The organism is Pedobacter sp. N23S346 (assembly GCF_048515415.1).
Classification (GTDB): domain Bacteria; phylum Bacteroidota; class Bacteroidia; order Sphingobacteriales; family Sphingobacteriaceae; genus Pedobacter.
In genome coordinates, this window is the sequence record NZ_JBLYEE010000003.1 from 237,116 (window position 1) to 257,077 (window position 19,962).

Below are 19,962 nucleotides of genomic sequence, written 5' to 3' on the forward strand. Positions count from 1 at the left end.
ATTACAATTTTAAAAATATGAGTTTAGAGATCAAAGTTCCACCAGTTGGTGAGTCGATAACGGAAGTTGTTTTATCACAATGGTTAAAAAAAGATGGCGATGTTGTTGAGATGGACGAAGTTATTGCTGAGTTAGAATCGGACAAAGCTACTTTTGAATTGACTGCAGAGCAAGCTGGAACTTTAAGAACCATAGCCGCTGAAGGCGATACATTAGCTATTGGCGCAGTAGTTTGTAATATTGAAGATGGTGGCGCAGTTGCTAGTCCTAAGTCAGAAGCTTCAAGTTCACAGTCGGATGCGCAAGCACCTGCCGCTGTAGCTGAAGCACCTAAGGCTCAAGACGCTGAAACACAAACCAAAGACTCTTATGCAACTGGCACACCTTCTCCTGCTGCAGGAAAAATTCTTGCTGAAAAGGGAATTGAGGCTAATGCTGTAAAAGGAACTGGTATAGATGGTCGCATTACGAAAGATGATGCGGTTAAGGCTGAAAGCGGAAAGACTAAAACTGAAAGTCCTAAAGCTGCACCTGCACCTGTTGCTGCAACTCCGTCTGGTGCACGTTCAGAGCGTCGTGAAAAAATGTCTCCATTGCGTAAAACCGTTGCAAAACGTTTGGTTACGGTTAAAAATGAAACGGCTATGTTAACCACTTTTAATGAGGTTAATATGAAGCCAATTATGGATTTACGTGGTAAATACAAAGATTCTTTCAAGGAGAAATATGGTGTTGGTTTAGGCTTTATGAGTTTCTTTACTAAAGCTGTAACTGAAGCTTTAAAAGATTTCCCTGCTGTAAACGCCCGTATTGATGGAGAAGAAGTTGTTTATAATAACTTTGCCGACATTTCTATTGCAGTTTCTGCTCCAAAAGGTTTAGTGGTTCCGGTAATCCGTAATGCAGAAAGCATGAGTTTAGCTGAAATCGAAAAGGCTGTTTTGGCTGTGGCTTTAAAAGCACGTGATGGTAAGCTTACTATTGAGGAAATGACTGGTGGAACATTCACCATTACCAATGGTGGCGTGTTTGGTTCCATGATGTCGACTCCGATTATCAATGCACCACAATCTGCTATCTTAGGTATGCACAATATTATTGAGCGCCCAATCGCTGAAAAAGGTGAGGTAGTTATTCGTCCGATGATGTATGTTGCCCTATCTTATGACCACAGAATTATTGATGGACGTGAGTCTGTAGGATTCCTGGTTCGTGTGAAACAATTATTGGAAGATCCAGCTAGATTATTATTGGGTGTTTAACCCCTAAATCCCCCTAAAGGGGACTTTGATATATGAGGAGCCTCCGATTGAAAAAATCGGAGGCTTTTTTGTTGAGGCAACCGGGTATTTAATACGCCATCTATGTAGAAAAGTCGTCTTTGCGAGGAGTCACGACGAAGCAATCTTAATGCGATTGCTATCTATTAATTACCTATCGGTTTGGTGTCTCACCAGCCGAAAAAAACTACGCATAAAGAAATAGCATAAAACATAGGTTTGTTGGTGAGACACCAACCAGTAGTGTTAATATGTGTTTAGTCGTAGCGAAACACTACAACCAGATTTTTTTTACTGTTTGTATTTAAAATGACCATGAACGGTCGTCATTGAGGAGATACGACGGAAGCAATCTCTTTAATAAGATTGCTTATAATCTTGCGGGTCTAGTTTATCACAAGTTTAAAAGTGCTTCATAAGCATTCCCTGGCAGACCTAATAGCTTCGCAAAGGCTGGCTCAGTTTTATAACCTTGCTTTTTTAATTTAATAATTTCCAGCCTGAATGCTTCACCTTTCTCAACCAATACCTTATGCTCAATGAGCATATGCCGATAGCCATTTTGCTCTTGCGATGGAATGTTTTGCCCAAAGATTTCAATTTCAAAATCTTCAATTAAGAAGTTTGCTTTAATAGACTTAAGCATTGAATTTTCTGAGATGATAAAACCGTTTTCATTGCTAAAATAAGTTTTTAAAGTATTTATGAATTCTTCTTTATCCTGAACATTACAAACGATATCCAAATCGCTCGTTTCAACGTCGATATTGATGGGAATAGTGCCGACTAAAATAGGAGTGTAGCTATTTAGTTTTTCTAAAATACTATTTGTAGTTAAAATCTGATAAGCTTTTTGCTGCTTTTCGGTTCCTGATTTTAAATAGGTGATATCAAGAAAGTTCATCATTTTGAGATTTTACACTTTGCAACTTTGGTTTCTTGCAGTTTCCAAAGTTAATAAACCCGATAGTATGAATGCTACCGATTTTTTTCATCGGGAGCAGAAAGGATAGCGGGAAGTAACTTTAATTGGTGTAGGATGTAGCTTTCCAAAAATTCCTAAGGCTTTCGTAAAAGATTGCCACGTCATTCCTCTTCAGCAATGAAGGCTAATTTATAACAAAAAAGCCCATTTCAGTTAAAAAACGGGCTTTCAAATATTTAGTGGAGACAAATGCTCATGTTTTAAATCGTAACTCTGAAATCGTAATTCCCCTAGTCCTCTACCATTTCGCTGTTAATGCTCACCTCATCCTTAACATCTTCTTTGAAGTAATTTTTCTGAAAGATTAAGATAAGGATTACCCCAACGGAAATTGCGGCATCTGCAAGGTTAAAAACAGGCCTAAAGAAGACAAATTCATCGCCACCCCAAATTGGGATCCAACTTGGGAAGTGACCTTCAGCAATTGGGAAATAAAGCATATCTACTACGCGACCATGAAACCAGGTTTCGTAGCCATAGATTTTACCGTAAAATACCGAATCGATGATATTTCCTAAAGCACCTGAAAAAATTAGTGCAACGTTTAAAATTAATCCACGATGGTATTTATGCTTAATTAAATAATGTAAACCATAACCGATACCTGCAACGGCAGCTATACGGAATAATGATAAGGCTAGCTTGCCAAATTCTCCGCCAAACTCCATACCGAAGGCCATTCCATTATTTTCAGTAAAGTGGATGATGAACCATTTACCAATAATATTGAACTCCTGACCAAGGTACATGTTGGTTTTGATCCAGGTTTTTAATACCTGGTCGGCAAGTAAAACCAAAAAGATAACTAGTAAAGGTTTTGTATAGCCTTTCATTAACTTTGTTTTAATTTAGCTTCCATGCTCAAAGTTGCATGAGGAACTGCACGTAAACGTTCTTTTTGAATCAATTTACCAGTTTCACGGCAAATACCATAAGTTTTGTTTTCAATACGAACCAAGGCATTTTCAAGGTTATCAATAAACTTTTTCTGACGGGCAGCCAATTGATTGATTTGCTCTTTTTCCATTGTTGCAGAACCATCTTCTAATGTTTTATAAGCACCAGAAGTATCTTCTGTACCATTAGCATTTGGATTACTCAATGATGAGGTCAATGCATTTAGTTCTTCTTTAGAACTGCGTAATTTATCTTGAATAAGCTCTTTAAATTCCTGAAGTTCACTGTCTGAGTAGCGTGTTTTGTTACTGTTTTCCATGTTTTTAATTTAGTTTTCTAATATATGGATTTATATTTTAGTTACCGAAATGCTTAACTCAACATCATCAATCGTGATTTTGTTTGGGTTTATTACAGTATCCGTTAATTCTAATTCATCCGCTAAAATTTCTGCGCAAATGTAGGCCTTGTTTTTAGCAACAGCAGTAGCTACAAGGTTATCATTTTGTAAAGTCACTTTAATTCTATCGGTCACTTCAAAATTTAATTCCTTTCTTAAATTCTGAATTCTATTTACCAATTCACGTGAAAGTCCTTCTTGTTTTAATTCCTCAGAAATGGTTACATCCAGCGCAACCGTCAAGTTGCCCAAGTTAGTTACCTGCCATCCGGGAATGTCTTCTGCAAAAACTTCAACATCATCGTTTAAATCAATGGCATATTGAGCATCATTGCTTCCAGACACATCAATGTGACCATCGATTTCCAAACGTTGGATATCATCCTGATTCATTTTTTCTAACGCCTCTTTTACAAGACTCATATCCTTGCCAACTTTTTTACCCAACGATTTAAAGTTTGGTTTAAGTTTTTTCTTCACGATGCCCTGCGTATCGGTGATAAACTCGATCTGTTTAACGTTAGTTTCTGAAAGGATATAATCGGCCACTTTCGATATTTTTTGTTCAAAATCGCCATTTAAAGATGGGATTAAGATTTTCTCTAAAGGCTGACGAACATTGATGCCCGATTTTTTACGCAGCGATAAAACCATCGAAGAGATATTTTGAGCATAAAGCATTCTCTCGTTCAAAGCGTTATCGATTAAGTCCTGATCTGCTTCATTCCATAATGTTAAATGAACCGATTGCTCAGCCGCTTTATCTGTAACTGTTAAGTTTCTATATAACCAATCTGCAAAGAAAGGTGCTACAGGACTCATCAGCTGTGCTAAAGTTTCTAAGCAAGTATAAAGCGTTTCGTAGGCAGCACGTTTATCATCTGTCATTTCGCCTTTCCAAAAACGGCGGCGACTTAACCTGATGTACCAATTACTTAAATGCTCATCTACGAAGGCTTGAATGGCACGGGTAGCTTTTGTGGGTTCGTAAGCGTTATAGCTTTCATCAACTTCGTTGATTAAATTTTGCAATAATGATAAAATCCAACGGTCTAACTCTGTGCGGTCTTCAACTTTACTGAGGTTGTTTTTATCTATTTCAAACTTATCAATGTTGGCATACAATGCGAAGAAAGCATAAGTGTTATAAAGCGTTCCAAAGAATTTACGGCGAACCTCAGCAATCCCTTCAACATCAAATTTAAGATTGTCCCAGGGATTTGCATTTGAAATCATGTACCAACGTGTGGCATCAGCACCATATTCTTTTATGGTTTTGAACGGATCGGCGGCATTGCCCAAACGTTTAGACATTTTTTGCCCATTTTTGTCCAATACCAATCCATTTGAAACTACATTTTTATACGCCACTTTATCAAAAACAAGTGTAGATATGGCGTGTAAAGTATAAAACCAGCCACGTGTTTGATCTACGCCTTCTGCGATAAAATCTGCAGGAAAATCTTCATTTGCATCTATGGTATCCTTATTTTCAAAAGGATAATGCCATTGTGCATAAGGCATGGAGCCTGAATCAAACCACACATCAATTAAATCACTTTCGCGACGCATTGGTTTGCCTGATGGAGAAACCAGCACAATCTCATCTACAACGTTTTTATGCAGATCTACCAGGTCATAATTTTCTTCAGACATGTTTCCGATTTCAAATCCTTTAAATGGATTTTCTTTCTGGAAACCTGCCGCTATCGATTTTTCAATAGCATTGTAAAGTTCTTCAACCGAACCAATTAATACCTCTTCTTTTTTATCTTCAGTTCTCCAGATGGGTAACGGAATTCCCCAATATCTGGAGCGTGATAAATTCCAATCGTTGGCATTTTTTAGCCAGTTGCCAAACCGACCTTCACCTGTAGATTTTGGTTTCCAGTTGATGGTTTCGTTAAGGTCGAACATCCGGTCTTTAACGTCGGTAACTTTAATAAACCAGCTATCTAATGGATAATATAAAAGCGGTTCATCAGTTCTCCAGCTGTGTGGGTAACTGTGAACATATTTTTCTACTTTAAAAGCTTTATTTTCTTCTTTTAATAAAATGGCGATTTCCACATCAACCGATTTCTCAGGTGCTTCGCCAGCATTGTAGTATTCATTTTTTACATATTTGCCTGCAAAAGGGCCAACGTGTTTGGTGAATTTACCCTGCAAATCTACAAGAGGAACCAATATCTCATTGTCGTCTAAAACTAACATTGGAGGGATTTCGGGAACGGCTTCTTTAGCAACCTTAGCATCATCCGCACCGAAGGTTGGAGCAGTATGTACAATTCCGGTACCATCTTCTGTGGTAACGAAATCTCCAGAAATTACCCTGAAAGCATTCTCAGGATTCTGATAGGGTAAAGCGTAAGTTAAAAGTTGTTCGTATCTGATTCCAACCAATTCAGTTCCTTTACACTCTGCAAGGATTTGGTAGGGGATTTTCTTGTCGCCAGCTTTGAAATTAATAAAATCTTCTGCTTCGTTGCTCTCAAAGAAAATCTTGCTGAATTGCTTTCCAACCAGGTTTTTTGCCAGAATTACGTTTGTCGGAAGAAATGTATACTGGTTAAAGGTTTTTACTAAAACGTAATCGATTTTCGGTCCAACCGTTAAGGCTGTATTTGATGGTAAAGTCCATGGCGTTGTTGTCCATGCCATCAGGTAAATATCGCCAAATGCCTGTAAAAATGTTGGTAAAGTATCAGTCAAAGCTTTAAACTGCGCAACAATAGTGGTATCAGTAACATCGCGGTACGCACCAGGTTGGTTCACCTCATGAGAACTCAGTCCGGTTCCGGCTTTTGGAGAATAAGGTTGGATCGTATAACCTTTATAGATTAATCCTTTATCGTAAATCTGCTTTAAAAGCCACCAAACCGATTCCATGTATTTCGATTTGTAAGTAATATACGGATCATCCATATCTACCCAGTAGCCCATTTGCTCAGTTAAATCGTTCCACACATCAGTGTAGCGCATTACTGTTTTTTTACAAGCTTCGTTATAATCTTCAATAGAAATGGTTTTACCGATGTCTTCTTTGGTAATACCCAATTCTTTTTCTGTTCCAAGTTCTACCGGTAGGCCGTGTGTATCCCAACCTGCTTTTCTTTTAACCTGGTAACCCTTAATTGTTTTGTAGCGGCAAAAAATATCTTTAATAGCACGAGCCATTACGTGGTGAATGCCCGGCATGCCATTAGCAGACGGTGGTCCTTCGTAAAAAGTAAATGGATTAGACTTCGGACGGGAAGAAATGCTTTTCTCAAAGATGTTTTCTTCTTTCCAAAAATCCAGTATTTCCTGCCCTATTTTGGCAAGATCCAATTGTTTAAATTCGCTATACATCAATCAAGTACCTCAAAAAATTAAGGATGCAAAGTTAAAATTTTTCGCTCAAATTCGGTAGTTTAGATGTAAATACTTTCGATTTGAAATTAATTAATAGTGGTTTAATGTTGATGACTAACATCGTAATTGCCTTATCTGTCCGGACAACAGTTGGAATTGCAGACTATGATTTATGTATTTTATGGCATTAATTTCTAAAGCCTTTCAAACGTTATGGGAATTGTTTATGTTTTAATTCATATTTTTACCTTAAAAAATAAGCCTGGATGATAAAATTATTGAAATTACAGAAAGCCGTTTTGGTACTTATTGGTGGCGTGATCGCTTACGTTTTATACTTGGTTTTAGACGCTTATGAAGTTGAAGAAGCACGCTACTTGCAAATATTGGCTGGTATTTTAGTGATGGTAGGCGCACTGTGGATGCTTTATCCTATACTTTTTGCTAAAAAAGATCGGGATGGAAATGCAGAAATCATCACTGATCCTAATGTGGAGGTTCCGGTAGATGAAGAAGAAGAAAAGCCGGCTACAGAATAAAGAAAACCTGTGAAGTTTTTGTAAACCTCCTCCTATTGGTTGGTGTCTCACCAATCAACGTGTTAATCAATGTTTCGGCAGGTGGGACACTAGCCGATAGATAAAAATTTTAAAAATCTGGAAACTCTACTCCTGGCTTTTCATGCTGATGAAAAGTAAGAAATTCCTCAATTCCACCGAACCAATCAAATACAGCATTTCTTTCTAATTTTGAAGTTTTGTGAGTTGAAATAATTGAATTGTATGAAGGATAACTCCAGTCTGCTGGCATCTTGCAAAAGCCGTGATGTACAGGGTTTTGATGAATATAGTTAATCAGCTTAGAAAAATAGAATTCGTCTTTGATCTCTCTTCTTTTTGTGTAGTCTAAAAATAATGCCCCTTTCCTATTATGTTGTTTATTAAAAGCTTTTGCATAGCTATTCAAAAAATTGCTGAATTGCTGCATAATGAATTTATGGAAATCAAAAGATGCTGTATAGTTTTTTGCCAAACTTCTAATTTTACTTTCATCTCTTATTTGGATTAAAAGATGAAAATGATTTGGCATTAGACAATAGCAAAATGTCTTTGCAACAGGAGAGATATAATGATCAAACTTCGAAAGAAAGAAGATGTAATTTTCATGTTTGTGAAATAGATTTTCTTTTCCAACTGCATGATTAAAAATATGGTAAAATTGTCGGGATGAAATTTAGCTAAATATTTCATGTCAATTTTTTCATAAATATAGTAATAAACCTATAAGGTTTTTAAAACCTTATAGGTTTGGATTAATGATCAAATTCAGCAGCATTTTTTGCCGATTCATCATCTGAAACAAATTTTCTTACCTTCTTTTTATCCAGCCATAATACCAGCGCAGGTAATAAGGTTAAGTTAAAAATCAGTGCTACAAATAGGGTAATGGAAAGCAATAATCCTAAAATTACCGTTCCTCCAAAAGTTGATGCAGTGAAAATTCCAAAACCAAAAAACAAGATTATGGCAATGTGCGTCATGCTTACACCTGTTTCTGTTATGGTATCGGTTACCACCTTCGGAACGGAGAAATTAGTAAGATTCAATTCCTGTTGATAGCGGGTTAAGAAATAAATGGTTTGATCTGAAGCCAGGCCAAAAGCAATCGTAAAGATTAAAATGGTTGATGGTTTTAGCGAGATATCGAAGTAGCCCATGATTCCTGCTGTAATGATGAGTGGTACAATATTAGGTAGGAGGGAGATAAACATAATCCCTAAACTTTTAAATTGGGCAAGGCGTAAAAGAGAAATCAGGATGATGGCCAGACCGATACTTTCGAACAGGTGTTTGAGCATGTAATCCGTTCCTTTAGAGAAGATTACACTTGACCCGGTAAGTTCTACATCAAACTTAGCAGGAGGTAAAATACTATCGATGCGTGGCTTCAGTTCAGTCATTATAGCGTCCAGGCGTTTTGAGCCTACATCTGCCATTTGAAAACTGATTCTCGTACTTTGGTTTCCCTTGCTGACAAAGTTAGTAAGCAAACTGGCATTGCCTTTTCCGCCACTCGCAATGTAAGCCAGAATGAAGTTTTTCTCCATGTTATCCGGCAGGCGGAAGAAAGTAGAATCGTTATTATAAAAAGCCTGGGTAGCATATTTTAAGCCCATGTTTACCGAAATCGGACGGGAGAATTCCGGGTAAGCAGAAATCATCTTCTCCAGTTTCTCAATTCTCTTTAGGTTAGTCAGGTTGAAAACACCATTTTTTTTCTTGGTATCAACGCTTACTTCTAAAGGTAGAATGCCTTCGAAATTTTTCTCAAAGAACTTTAAATCTGCTAAAATTCCCGAATTTTTAGGAAGGTCATCAACCACGTAGCCATTAACGTTAATCTTCATTACACCAATAATTGCAACGATGGAAATCACGATGGTACCCACATAAATCAGGCTACTTTTTTGCTGTACCAGGCGATCCGTTTTAACCAATAATTGGTGTAGAAAACCTTCCTCAACATGAGTTTGTGCTTTTAGTTTTGGCGCGGGTAAATAGCTGAAAATAATTGGAATTAAGCATAGGCACATCAGCCAGGTGATCATTACATTGATGGAAGCTACGCTACCAAACTGCATTAATAATTCACTTCCGGTGAAATATAAAACGCCGAAACCGATCGCTGCCGTAATGTTCGCGATCAATGTGGTGACCGCAATCTTTTCAATAGTAACGCTTAAAGCCCTTTGTTTATCTCCGTCTTTTCTTAACTCATTCTGGTATTTATTTAATAACAAAATGCTGTTCGGGATTCCGATAATTACAATGAGTGGCGGAATTAACCCGGTTAAAATGGTGAGTTCAAATCCGAATAACACCAGTGTGCCGATGCTCCAGATCACGCCCATAATTACCACTAAAATCGGGAAGAAAACGGCATAAAACTTTTTGAAGAAAAATAGCAGGATAATCGCCGAAACCAGGATTGATAAACCCAAAAACAATACAAATTCATTACTAACTAATTTACTTACCGCAGTGCGGATATAGGGTAAACCAGAGATATGAATCTGGATACCTGATTTTTTCTGGAAAGCTTTCGCTTTTTCCTCAATCTGTTTAAGAATTGGATTACGCGCTGCTGAATTGAGTATTTTGGTGTCGAAGGTAATGGCCATTAAAGTGGCGTTTTGTTTGTTGTAAACAAGTCCTTCGAAGAACAGCGTATTGTAGAGTGTGTTTTTAATCGAATCCATTTCTGCATCCGTTTTTACTAAACCTCCGGGAATTGCTTCAAGAATAAATTTTTGCTCAACAGTGTCCTTTTGCAGTTGGAATATCCTGCCGGAAGATAACACTTGCTTAATGCCGCTTAATTTTTGAATATCGTTAGAAAGCTGAACCCATTGATTGTAAATCTCTTTTTTGAAAATACCCGGCGATTGGATACCTATCACCATCACGCTACCGTCTTCCCCGAAAGTTTTCTTAAAAGCATTGTATTTCACAAATGCACTATCCGTAACTGGTAAAATTTTACTGCCCGTATAAGAAAGTTTTACATGTTTCGCCTGATAAGCCATGAAAACGGTGCCCAATACAAAGAAAGTAATGATGGCAATACGGTTCTGAAGAATAAACCTGGATAGCTTTACCCACATGTGTCTAATTTAATTTAATGATATTGACAAAACTAATCTTATTTATAAATCAGAATAACTTTTAGCATAATTAAATTTGCACAAATAATCTACTTTTGAAGAAAATGTTTCCGTAAGATGTTGCACAAAGTAAAAGGCATTGTTTTAAAAACAACAAATTATAGCGAAACCAGCGTAATTGTACAGGTGCTTACCGATAAATTTGGGATGCAATCTTATTTGATTAATGGTGTTAAAAAGCCAAAGGCGAAGATTAAAATGAATATGCTTCAGTCGCTCCATTTGTTAGATATGGTAGTTTATCATAAAGCAAATACAAATATTCAGCGGGTTTCTGAGATGAGACAAACACCAGTTTTCAAAACTATTCCATACGATATTGTTAAGACCAGCATTATCATTTTTTTAAACGAAGTGCTTTATAAAAGTATCAGGCAGCAATCTGCTGATGAAAGTTTATTCGATTATATCTTCAATTCTATAGCCTGGTTTGATGAGATAGAAGAAATTAATCCGAATTTTCATTTGTCTTTTTTGTTGAAGTTAACGCGGTTTCTGGGTTTTTCGCCAAATGAGAAAAAACGAAGTGATCAGGTTTATTTCGATTTACAGGAAGGTGAATTTGTATCCCGGGTGCCCATTCATTCAAATTATCTTCAGCTTGAGGATGCATTGAGCTTCGTTTCTCTTTTTAATACCCCTCTGGAAAAAATTTATGAAATAAAAATGAGTAATGTGCGAAGGCGATTTCTCTTAGATAAGATATTGGTTTTCTATACCTTACATACTGCGTCGTTTGGTGAAGTACAATCTCATAAAATATTAGAAACGTTATTAAGCTGAAAAAAGATAAAAAAGATTTGCGAAACAGGATTATAGCGCTATATTTGCATTCCCAAAAGGAAAGGGAAATTAGCTCAGCTGGTTCAGAGCACCTCGTTTACACCGAGGGGGTCGGGGGTTCGAACCCCTCATTTCCCACACAACTTTCAAGGATTTGAAAGATTATTACTAACAAAAAGCCTTTACAAAAAAGGGAAATTAGCTCAGCTGGTTCAGAGCACCTCGTTTACACCGAGGGGGTCGGGGGTTCGAACCCCTCATTTCCCACACTAAGCCTTTCAGGAAACTGAGAGGCTTTTTTGATTTATATGTTTTTCTGTATCTTTAAGTATGTTCTATGCTTATATTTTGTATTCTAAACTTCGAAGTAAATATTATGTCAGATCCACTTCCAATTTAGAAGGAAGATTGAAAAAGCATAATACTAATCACTCTGTTTTCACAGGGCATACGGGTGATTGGGAGATAGTTTGGGCTGAAAATTTTCAAACAAAATTTGAGGTCCTAAAGAGAAAAGCAAATTAAATCGTGGAAAAGTAAGATTTTAATAGAAAAATTAATTAGCTCAGCAAGTCCATTAAATCCAGATATTTCAGTTGGAGAGTTGGTGTAGCTATCAAACTCCTCATTTCTTGCATTAAGCCTTTCAGGGAATTGAGATGCTTTTATTTATTGAAAAATATATTTTTCTTAAGTGTTAAAAAATCAAATTCATATATATATTGTAGGTAATATAATATATAATTGTCTGCTAACGTATTGCTTGTAAATTAGAATTCATATCTTTGCAAGAAAGATAAAAAATGAAATCTAAAATTATTTGTGTATTATTTTTAATACTCAAGCTCAGCTCTATCAACCTATCTGCTCAAAGTATTAGTGCAGAAACAATTGATTTTCAATTAGTAAAATCTCCTCAAGTAACTATTGATGAAAACTCACGTAATTATAAAGTTACGGTTATGTCGCCTTATAACGTTACTGCGGATGATGTAATTAAAAAATCTAAAATCGATCATCAAAAAGCATTAGCCGATTACGATGCTACAGTTGCAAACAGTGTAAAAGATTTTGATCAGAAAACAAAAGACTATGATTCTGATGTTTTGAAAGCAAAAGAAAAGTTTGCAATTGAATCTGCTGATTTTAAAAAAAATACACTTTTAGAACGACTAACACTTACCGATCAAGGTAAAAATCCAAAACTGGTGCTTCCTGCAAAACCTTATTACGTTAAACCAGCATTGCCTATCTATCAACAGCCTAATCTTAACGATTTTACTATCGTTGATAATAATGTTTTAGCGTCACAAATTAATATTGCAGGTTTTACGAGGGGTGTAGGATATGTAGATATAAGCGTAGATATAAAAGCAGTTAATTTTCAGGATAATACAGGGCAAACTTTTGCTAATCAGCCAACAAAACTTGTTATAAAAGTTAATGGAATTGAAAAAATAAATAATACATTTTTTCAAGAGTACACTTTCCTATCATCTTCACCCAGTAATAATATTAATAAGCCACTTGAGGAGAAGAACCATTTAAGTAAAGTTATCAAATTTCTAAACGATTATATAAATAATATCTTTGGTTTTCAGGTAGAAACGAAAAGTGTAAAAATCCTTAGTGTTAAGAATAAGGGGAAATTTGATTATTTAGAACGTGCTGATATTTATGTGAAGACAAATCTAAGAAAAATGCAGGCATCTAACAGTGATGTAAATGTTACGGCCTTTGCAAATCTTCAAAAAGGGATTGATATCTGGACACAAACTTTATCCAAAATTGAATATAAAAATGACAAAGCTGATTTCAATGACAAGATTGGAAAATTTATTTATTTCAATTTAATTAATTTAAATATTGCTTTGAATAAAAAAGCTGATGCCGAAAAATATTTAAATCAGTTGCAAGAAAATCTGGTATATATAAAACTATCCTATGATGAAGCCAATGAATTAAAAAATATGGAAAAAGATATTTATCAAATAAAAAAATAAGAGATGAGATATTTATATGCCATTATTCTGATCTTCTTTTTTCTTACAAATAGTTATGCTCAGGAAGAAAATTTACATGGTGAAAAGTTTGAATTTGAAACTTCCAATGAAAAAGACCCTTCATTTGTGCTTCTAGATAATTACAACCATTATCTGCTAACGAATATAAATGTTGATGGAGTTATGGCTGGACATCAAATTATTATTAGAAAATTCGATCAAAAAAATAATCTGGTTGGGAACTTTAAGGCTGACTTCCCTACAATGGATGCAAATTCTTTATATGAATACCTTGGCTTTGCTGAGAGTCAAAATGGAAAGCTTGCAACATTTGTTGAAGTTCACTCAGGAAGAGCCAATAAAAGTGAGATTTATAAAATTGAATTTGATAAAGTAACATCTAAATTCACGACTATACTGCTTGCCACAAATCCAATAATTTCATTAATGAAATCAGGTTCAATTTCTCTCGAAAAATCAGAGAATGGAAGGTTTATCGCGATTAACTTTCAAAAGTACCGGAATAAAGGATTGGCAGAAAAAAACCAAATTATTGTAATTAATTCAAGTACATTGGAGGTTGTTTGGCAAAAGGAACTTTCTTTTGAAGATGAATATACATCTCAAAATTTTACTGTTACAAATTCAGGGAAAGTTATCCTAGTTAGAGATATGAAGGGTTCAAAAAAGGGAATAACCTATTTGGTTTCGATATCTGATAGCAGTCAGGAAAATAAAACTTTTGAGTCACCTGTTTTCCTTAATGAAATGAAATCAATATCTATCGGGCCTGAAGAATATTTGGTTGCATTTAACTCTGCTTCTAAAAACTTCATTGAAGATTTTTATAATTCATTAATGCTTTATGATTTAAAATCAGGTAAAATTTTAAATAACACAAAAATTACATCCTTCGCATCGGTAAAAGGACTCCGTAAAGTTACTATTCGTAATGTCGTTTTACAGAATAATGAAATAAATATCTTAGCTGAAGCAAAGGCAAATGTTATGATGGGTTCAACTACAGGATATGGTGCAGCGCCTATATCTACATCACTTGACAAGATGATTGTAGGGCCTTCTTTCATGTTTAAAATTAATTTTGAGGGAGAGCTTAAAGAAGCAAGGGATCTTCGTGTAAATTCCATTGCTGAAACTGAAATATTTCCTTCTTTTGGTTTTATCAACGCAAAGGGTGCATATTATATTGCAAAAGGTAAATCTGGGGATATTTATTCTTTAAATAATCTTAATGAAATAGATAAAGACATTTACAAAGCTCGTACTAAAGGTGTTGATCCCTATGGGAATGGCTCAGGAAAATATTTGAATCAGTTAATTACTTATTTTCCAGACAAAAATACTATCCTTCAAGGGAGAATTGTCAACAATAATGAAATGTCTCTATTAAGCTTTAAAATAAAATAAGCTAAATACTAAGTAAAAGGTCTAGAGAATATCAGTAACTAGACCTTTTAATAACTGTTTTAATTCGTCTAATCAGGTAAATAAAATTCTGTTAATACCTTTTCGTGATTTAATTAGTTTATCTATGGTATCTACATTCATATCAATAGAGATAAAAACCAATTGGATTCAATCCAAAGTTCAGTTTTTCAAGTAAATCTTCCATTTCGGCCACGAGTAGCGAAGCTAATCATGGATAATCGAATTTAATGGTTTAGAATCATTAGTTGCTTCCAAAACATATTGCTTTCTTCTACGTGAATGGTGGTTGAGTTGATAAAAGAATTTCAATCTTAATGTTGCAGATATTATTTAACATTTCTATTTCTGGCATATTTCAGTTTTATATCCGAAATTGCCAACTGCAAATGATACGTCTTGATGTTAAATAAAATTGTCCGGTTTATTTTCTTTGGGAATTACTTTGTCGGCATTTTAGCTGTTGCGCTAACCATCGAGGCAACTTATCAATTGCGGCTTCCTTTCAACTCGCTAAATTATTACCTGTTGCTTTTTTTAGCGCCGACTATCTATTACACCTACGCTTATAATAAAGTTTCTACTCAGCCATCTGCAACTAATCCCAGAACACAGTGGTATTTTGAACATAAGAAGATAATCGGCTGGAGTCAGATTTTGCTTTTTGTGTTTTGTATATTTCTATCGCTAAACCTCTTCTATCAAAATTATCGACATATCTTAAGTCTTCCGGTTATTTACTGGCTGGCCATTATCATCATCGTTATTGCCGGGGCATTGTATTATGGTTTACTGCCCAGATCATTCCTTAAATTTAATCTCAGAAACACTGGTTGGTTAAAGGCTTTTGTAATTGGTTTCGTTTGGGCCTGCTGCGCCAATGTATTGCCTTTAATTATGCTTAAGATTGAAACAGGAATTGGTTATCACGATTCCGTTTTATGGACATGGCTCTTCATCAAAAACTGGATGTTTTGTACCGTTAATGCCATCATTTTCGATATTAAAGATTATCCTACAGATGCAAATAAATATTTGCGGACTTTCGTTGTGCGCTATGGATTACGGAAAACAATTTTTAGTATTTTAATTCCATTATTGCTAATTGGTTTAATTTCTTTAGGCATTTTTGCCGACTATAAGGGGTTTGGTTTGCCTCAAGTTTTTTGTAACGTATTGCCATTTGTGTTGACCATTTATGTGGCTTATTCTATGCACAGGCGAAAAAATATTTTGTACTACCTGATGGTTATTGATGGATTGATTTTATTCAAAGCCATTTGTGGAATCATTGGGATGCAATTTGTAATGTAAGTTATAAATGAATATTAAATTTGATTCCGGTATAATCTTAAAACCTAAAAATCTTGATTAATAACTACGACAAAATAGCCAATCAATATGATTTCTTAAGTAGGTTGGTTTTTTTTAAATCGCAGGTAAATGCGCAAATTAATCAATTAAAATATATCGCTGAAAACAGTTCGATACTCATTGTTGGCGGCGGAACAGGTTGGATTTTAGAAGAAATTGCAAAAATTCATGCCTCTGGCTTGCAGATTATTTATGTAGAAATTTCGGAAAAAATGATCTCACTTTCTCAGACCAGAGATTTCAAAAATAACAAAGTTGAATTCATCAACCTCGGAATTGAGGATTTCAAAACTGATCAACTTTTTGATGTGATGCTAACTCCTTTCTTATTTGATAATTTTATTGAGCATCGGGCGGAAATGGTTTTTGAATTATTACATAGCCGGCTAAAAAAAACGGGTCTGTGGTTTTTTGTTGATTTTTCATTGAATGCCAAAAACGGGAGATGGTGGAAATCACTTATATTAAAATCGATGTATGTATTCTTTAAATTAATCGGAATCGTTGAAACAAATAAGCTAACCGATATGCATCCGCTCTTTAATAAAAAATCCTATTTGGTTGTAGAGCAGCAGTTTTATTATGCCAGTTTTATCTCAGCAACCGTCTATCAAAAATAAAATGACAATTTTTTAGTGCAACTAAATTGCGTTTGATGATTTGTATGTCGATTTTTGTTTAAAAATTAGATATGGATTTCGATGTAATTATAATAGGCGGAAGTTATGCAGGGTTGTCTGCAGCTTTAACATTAGGCAGAGCAACCAGAAAGGTGCTCATTGTAGATTCTGGTGAGCCTTGCAACAGACAAACCCCACATTCACATAATTTCCTTACCCATGATGGAGATACTCCGGCAGAGATTTCAGAACAAGCAAAAGCTGAGGTATTAAGATATCCAACCGTTAAATTTATTGATGGTTATGTGGATACGGCAAGGAAGACAACTGAAGGATTTAGTATCAACCTTAAAACTGGAGAAACCTTTTCAGCCCGGAAAATATTATTGTCTACGGGATTGAAAGATACACTACCCGATATTAACGGTTTCTCCGAATGCTGGGGAATTACAGTTATTCATTGTCCGTATTGCCACGGTTATGAAGTGAAAAATGAAAAGGTTGGCTTAATGATGAACGGTGATCATGCCTTTGAAATGGCAAAAACGATCAGTTTATGGAATAGTGATTTAACGCTGCTAACCAATGGAAAATCACAGTTAACAAATGAGCAAACTGAAAAGTTAACTTCGAAATCAATAAAAATTATTGAAGCAGAAATTGTTGAACTCGAACACAAAGATGGCATTTTAGAAAATGTAATATTATCAACAGGAGAGAAGGTAGCTTTAAAAGCGCTTTATGCCCGTTCAGCAGTGTCTCAACATGTAAATTTTGATATCCAATTGGGATTTGAGTTAACAGAGTTGAATACAATAAAAATAAATGAGCAGCATGAAACTACTGCTAAAGGCGTTTATGCCGCAGGAGATAGTACGACACTAATGAGATCGTTATCTATCATTAATGCTTCCGGAACTATGGCGGGCATTATGATTAATCGGGAAATACTTGCAGAAGATTTTTGAAAAAGCATCAGCACTTAGAATATAATCGCACAAATAATTACGGCGATGAACATTGCAGCCATTACAATCCGGTCTGCATTGATCCACTGTGCTTTTGTTAAAGGAACTTCAGCATTTCTGATCGTTTCCGCTTTCGGTCTTGCCAGCCTGAATATTGAGGTGTCTAATTTAATAATCATAGGGATATGTTTTAAAAGGTATTTCATTTAAGACAAACCCCAAGCCAAAAAAGTTTAGATATGTTGAATTGTGGATAACTAAAGCTTTTTTGTTAACTAACAGCCTTGCTTTAAGCTTATTGTATTATTTTTGATGCTTTAAAGCTGATATTGTGTATAGATTATGATGCAAGTAACTGTTTTGTATGTATTTGTTTCATAGTAAGTTAAAATAGTTACGCTGAAAAGTCATAAACATTAACCCAAATATTTTAGGGTTAATGTTTATTTAGTAAATGGAACTAATAGCCGGGATTTTGAGCAAATGATCCAGCGTTAAGATCTATCGCCCTGCTTGGAATTGGCCTTAACAATTTTAATGCTCCGCCAACACCAGCAAATGGATTGATACCTTTATCAAACCAGTTGGTTTTGATATCGCGATTGTATAACCGGGTTCTTTCTACCAGTGTTCCGGTTCTTTTTAAATCGAACCATCTTTCATATTCGCCTACCATTTCTCTTGCTCTTTCATCAAGAATAAAATCAATGTTTACATCGGCTGCAGTAATGGCCATTTCAGCAGTTTTTCCTGGCTTTGAAGCTCTTCTTCTTACTTCATTTATTCTTGCGGTTGCAAGTGCCTGGTTACCTGCTTTAAGGTAAGCCTCAGCAGCAATTAGATAAGTTTCGCCCAATCTGGCTAAAAATAAATCTCGTGTACTAGTTGCGCCTCCAAACTGAGATTTTGGGTCATCAAATTTTTTAACAGAAGGTGTGGCATTATCCAATACCGTACTTCTGGATGCCTGCCAAGCATTAGAATAGGGGATAATTGTGGTAGTCGCCCTACGTGTTGGATCTGCGGCTCGCCATGCTGCATCAGTAGTGGTATCCCATTTTGGTTTATAGTAAAATCTGATGTTCAGGTTTGCTCTTTCTGCACTTCTATCGTAATAATCATAATATCTCTGATAGAGGTTGATCATAAAAGTGGCGTCAAAGCGGGCATCATTTTCAGTAAAAGTATTAAAGGTATAAAGTGTTGGTACCAGCACAAACGCCCGGTAAGGATAGCCTTGTGCGCCGCCAGAACCACCTTGATATGGCCCAAAAAATGCAGCTTGTGTATTTCCTCCTGTGGTTGCAGTAGGTAATGAAGCGGCATCAAACTGCACTGAAAATAGTATTTCCTGATCCTTCTCATTGCCTGGATAGAATAAATTTTCAAAAGAAGTAGTTAACGTTCTTCCGGCAATGGCAGCATCGGCAAAGGTAGCTGCAGTAGCGAAATCTTGTGCGGAACCAAAGGATTCATATCCCCTGGTTAAATACACTTTTGCAAGGAAATGGCGAATAGCTCTTTTCGTTACACGACCAAAATCAGTGGTTGTTTCTGGTACCAGAGCAAGTGCCTCATTCATTTCCTTAATGATGAAATCATAAGTTTCCTGGGCAGTATTTCGCTTAAATTGTTCAACCGGCGAGTCGAAACGATCGGTTACTAAACTTACTCCGCCGAAAGATTGTACCAGCAAAAAGTAATAGTATGCACGTATAAACTGCACTTCCCCTTTTCTAATTGGCAGGTTAGCACTGGCCGCAGTATTGCTATTGAAATAAAGTGCGGTATTGCACAGCTGAATAGAAGAATAAGTATTGGTGTAAAATGCAGTTACCTCGGTATTATCGGGGTTTAAGTTTTGATATTCACTAATACCCACTGGCTGTGCATCTCTCCCTTCTACATACATATCAGTACCGGCACAAAACACATATGGTGAACTGTAAACCCGCCTTAAGGTTGCGTAAGTGGAGTTAATTAATTTTTCGTATCCTTCTGCGGTTGCATAATATTCATTGGATACAATATTTGATTTATTTTCTTCTTCTAAAAACTTCTTGCATCCTGTAAATGCGCAGGCAAGAAGGAGAAGTGACAGTATAATTTGCTTTTTCATGATCCCTTT

General features: G+C 35.7%; 17 protein-coding genes and 2 tRNA genes. 11 read left to right on the forward strand and 8 right to left on the reverse strand.

The features are described from left to right. The first annotated feature begins 17 nt into the window (after positions 1-17). Positions 18-1,262 (forward strand): 2-oxoglutarate dehydrogenase complex dihydrolipoyllysine-residue succinyltransferase, encoded by a 1,245-nt coding sequence (gene odhB / locus ACN1CD_RS07820; protein WP_419129855.1) that lies wholly within the window; start codon positions 18-20, stop codon positions 1,260-1,262. A gap of 412 nt (positions 1,263-1,674) precedes the next feature. Here odhB and ACN1CD_RS07825 read toward each other — a convergent pair whose 3' ends face one another. The 4 genes from ACN1CD_RS07825 to ileS form a co-directional block, all read right to left on the reverse strand. After that, positions 1,675-2,187, reverse strand: a complete 513-nt coding sequence (locus ACN1CD_RS07825) for a DUF4269 domain-containing protein (protein ID WP_419129856.1) — start codon at positions 2,185-2,187, stop codon at positions 1,675-1,677. A 308-nt stretch (positions 2,188-2,495) separates the two neighbouring features. After that, on the reverse strand, positions 2,496-3,098 hold the full coding sequence (locus ACN1CD_RS07830; protein WP_154281572.1) for a lipoprotein signal peptidase: 603 nt from the start codon (positions 3,096-3,098) through the stop codon (positions 2,496-2,498). After that, positions 3,098-3,481 (reverse strand): TraR/DksA family transcriptional regulator, encoded by a 384-nt coding sequence (locus ACN1CD_RS07835; protein ID WP_029286865.1) that lies wholly within the window; start codon positions 3,479-3,481, stop codon positions 3,098-3,100. The genes ACN1CD_RS07830 and ACN1CD_RS07835 overlap by 1 nt, the downstream gene beginning before the upstream one ends. Before the next feature lie 30 nt (positions 3,482-3,511). Further along, positions 3,512-6,913, reverse strand: coding sequence for an isoleucine--tRNA ligase (gene ileS, locus ACN1CD_RS07840; protein ID WP_419129857.1), 3,402 nt, complete (start codon positions 6,911-6,913; stop codon positions 3,512-3,514). A gap of 269 nt (positions 6,914-7,182) precedes the next feature. On the opposite strand from ileS, the gene ACN1CD_RS07845 reads away from it, so the two are divergent. Then, complete coding sequence (locus ACN1CD_RS07845; protein ID WP_419129858.1) at positions 7,183-7,455, forward strand: isoleucyl-tRNA synthetase; 273 nt, start codon at positions 7,183-7,185, stop codon at positions 7,453-7,455. Positions 7,456-7,564: 109 nt separating this feature from the next. Here ACN1CD_RS07845 and ACN1CD_RS07850 read toward each other — a convergent pair whose 3' ends face one another. Both ACN1CD_RS07850 and ACN1CD_RS07855 read right to left on the reverse strand, forming a co-directional pair. Further along, positions 7,565-8,005 (reverse strand): transposase, encoded by a 441-nt coding sequence (locus ACN1CD_RS07850; protein ID WP_419129859.1) that lies wholly within the window; start codon positions 8,003-8,005, stop codon positions 7,565-7,567. Positions 8,006-8,228: 223 nt separating this feature from the next. Further along, positions 8,229-10,580 carry an efflux RND transporter permease subunit gene (locus ACN1CD_RS07855; RefSeq protein WP_419129860.1) on the reverse strand — a complete coding sequence of 784 codons (2,352 nt, stop codon included), beginning with the start codon at positions 10,578-10,580 and terminating at the stop codon, positions 8,229-8,231. Between the two features lie 117 nt (positions 10,581-10,697). Between ACN1CD_RS07855 and recO the strand changes: the two genes are divergently transcribed. From recO to ACN1CD_RS07900, 9 genes are all read left to right on the forward strand, one after another. After that, a complete protein-coding gene (gene recO / locus ACN1CD_RS07860; RefSeq protein ID WP_419129861.1) occupies positions 10,698-11,423 on the forward strand; it encodes a DNA repair protein RecO in 726 nt (241 codons plus the stop codon). 63 nt (positions 11,424-11,486) lie between these two features. Beyond that, positions 11,487-11,561, forward strand: a tRNA-Val gene (locus ACN1CD_RS07865). A 54-nt stretch (positions 11,562-11,615) separates the two neighbouring features. Further along, positions 11,616-11,690 (forward strand) — tRNA-Val (locus tag ACN1CD_RS07870). A 63-nt stretch (positions 11,691-11,753) separates the two neighbouring features. After that, a complete protein-coding gene (locus ACN1CD_RS07875) occupies positions 11,754-11,948 on the forward strand; it encodes a GIY-YIG nuclease family protein (protein ID WP_419129862.1) in 195 nt (64 codons plus the stop codon). Between the two features lie 278 nt (positions 11,949-12,226). Next, positions 12,227-13,426, forward strand: coding sequence for a hypothetical protein (locus tag ACN1CD_RS07880; protein ID WP_419129863.1), 1,200 nt, complete (start codon positions 12,227-12,229; stop codon positions 13,424-13,426). A gap of 3 nt (positions 13,427-13,429) precedes the next feature. Beyond that, positions 13,430-14,854, forward strand: coding sequence for a hypothetical protein (locus ACN1CD_RS07885; protein WP_419129864.1), 1,425 nt, complete (start codon positions 13,430-13,432; stop codon positions 14,852-14,854). Between the two features lie 420 nt (positions 14,855-15,274). Further along, entirely contained in the window at positions 15,275-16,186 is a 912-nt protein-coding gene (locus ACN1CD_RS07890; RefSeq protein ID WP_419129865.1) for a hypothetical protein, read from the forward strand. A gap of 53 nt (positions 16,187-16,239) precedes the next feature. Beyond that, on the forward strand, positions 16,240-16,866 hold the full coding sequence (locus tag ACN1CD_RS07895) for a class I SAM-dependent methyltransferase (protein ID WP_419129866.1): 627 nt from the start codon (positions 16,240-16,242) through the stop codon (positions 16,864-16,866). A gap of 71 nt (positions 16,867-16,937) precedes the next feature. After that, positions 16,938-17,834: an NAD(P)/FAD-dependent oxidoreductase gene (locus tag ACN1CD_RS07900; RefSeq protein WP_419129867.1), complete on the forward strand. Its 897-nt coding sequence runs from the start codon at positions 16,938-16,940 to the stop codon at positions 17,832-17,834. Positions 17,835-17,848: 14 nt separating this feature from the next. On the opposite strand, the gene ACN1CD_RS07905 is transcribed toward ACN1CD_RS07900, so the two are convergent. Together ACN1CD_RS07905 and ACN1CD_RS07910 are read right to left on the reverse strand one after the other, a co-directional pair. Then, positions 17,849-18,013, reverse strand: a complete 165-nt coding sequence (locus ACN1CD_RS07905) for a hypothetical protein (RefSeq protein WP_419129868.1) — start codon at positions 18,011-18,013, stop codon at positions 17,849-17,851. A gap of 281 nt (positions 18,014-18,294) precedes the next feature. Next, complete coding sequence (locus tag ACN1CD_RS07910; protein ID WP_419129869.1) at positions 18,295-19,953, reverse strand: RagB/SusD family nutrient uptake outer membrane protein; 1,659 nt, start codon at positions 19,951-19,953, stop codon at positions 18,295-18,297. Positions 19,954-19,962: the final 9 nt, after the last annotated feature.